This window comes from Bradyrhizobium sp. NAS80.1 (assembly GCF_001908205.1).
GTDB lineage: Bacteria > Pseudomonadota > Alphaproteobacteria > Rhizobiales > Xanthobacteraceae > Bradyrhizobium.
The window spans coordinates 1-1,402 of record NZ_LGHL01000466.1 but is presented as its reverse complement, the minus strand read 5'-3'; the positions used below and the strand labels follow the sequence as shown (position 1 = coordinate 1,402).

The following is a 1,402-nucleotide window of genomic DNA, read 5'->3' as shown; positions in this document are numbered from 1 at the left end:
CGTACTTCGTAGCAACCATTAAATGACGGCTGTGTTTGCGCCGTTCGGATCGTCGGCGTCTGCCATGATGACGCCGTGCTCGCGTCCGTCCAGGCATGGCCTGGCGGCAGATCGCGTGAGGTCCGGGCGCGCGACGGCCATCCTTGACGGACGCTGCGCGCGACGTCATGAGGGGCCGTAGGTCGGGACGAAGAAACACGTTCCGGTCGAACTAAGAAACAGAGAATGATCGCACCGGCGGTTCGTCGCACCACGGCGTGCCGCGAGCCACCACTGTGTTGGCGAAGATGAGCATCTTCCTGGCACAGGCAACGAGCGCGCGCTTGTGTTCCTTTCCGGCGGCGGTCAGCCGTTGGTAGAGCTGGATGAGCTGCGGGTTCCATCGAAACGATGCCGCCAGGGACGCCGTATAAAGGGCGCGACGCAGCCGCTTTCGTCCGCCCTCGATATGCCGAACCCCGACCTGGTCGCCGCTGTCGTCGTCATAGGGCGCAAGGCCGGCGAGCGCGACAGCTTGCTCCCGCGTGAGTTGGCCGATCTCAGGCAGACGCACCAGGATGGCAACGGCGGTCGGCAACCCGATGCCGTCGACGCTGTTGATCAGCGCGAGCCTCTTGGCAAGGTCGGGATGCTTGCGGATCGAGGCGACCAGAGCCTTGAGCACGGCCTTCTCACGTTGCTCCAGGCGGGCGATATCCTCGTGCCAGAGCTTGTTGATCCCTACATTGCGGCAGCTCTCGATTCTGTTCTTGAGGCGCGCGATATCCTCACCGATCTGATCGATCATGGTCAGTTGCTCGGCGAATGGCAGCAACCGAGGGTCGGGAGCGGCATGGATCTTCCGCACTGCTGCGGTGCAGGCTGCGATAAGAGCGGCATCGATCTTATCGTTCTTGGCCCGCTGCAAGTGGAATTTGGCATAGGCCCGGACCTGAGCCGGCTGAAACACCACAACCACAAACCGCTTGCGCCGCAGTTCGGCGACGACAGGCTGTTCGTAGCCGCCGCTCGCCTCGATGCCGACGCGTTTGACGCGCTGCTGTCGCAGCCACGCCAACAAAGCCTGATGACCTTCCGGCGTGTTCATCACCTGCAGCGGTTCGCGGCAACCCGCGATCGCCACATCAAGCTTCCGTTTGCCGGTATCGATCCCGGCACAGCTCGTGGTATGCTTGGCCATCTTCGTCGATCCCTCCCTTGTGATGCGAACCTAAAGTTCGTTCAACCATTCGGGTCCCGATGAAGTGCCGATCGCGATCTCGCTACGTCAGACAGCCCTCGAGGCTTCGGTGGGCATCGATCCGATCGAGCGGCGGCCCAGCTCGGGCGGCCACCCGGGCTGGGCCATTCCTCACGGAACGGCTCAATATAAGCGGTCGGGCTAATACAAGGGTGGGCAAAG

General features: G+C 62.7%; 1 protein-coding gene. It reads right to left on the bottom strand.

Features of this window, described 5'->3' with window-relative positions; all coding sequences use genetic code 11:
- Nucleotides 1-211: 211 nt before the first annotated feature.
- A complete protein-coding gene (locus tag AC629_RS44260) occupies nt 212-1,180 on the bottom strand; it encodes an IS110 family RNA-guided transposase (RefSeq protein ID WP_084810817.1) in 969 nt (322 codons plus the stop codon).
- Between the last annotated feature and the right edge of the window lie 222 nt (nt 1,181-1,402).

Excerpts from the sequence above, each read along its gene's own strand:
- AC629_RS44260 (WP_084810817.1), bottom strand. The coding sequence starts at position 1,180 with ATGGCCAAGCATACCACGAGCTGTGCCGGGATCGATACCGGCAAACGG.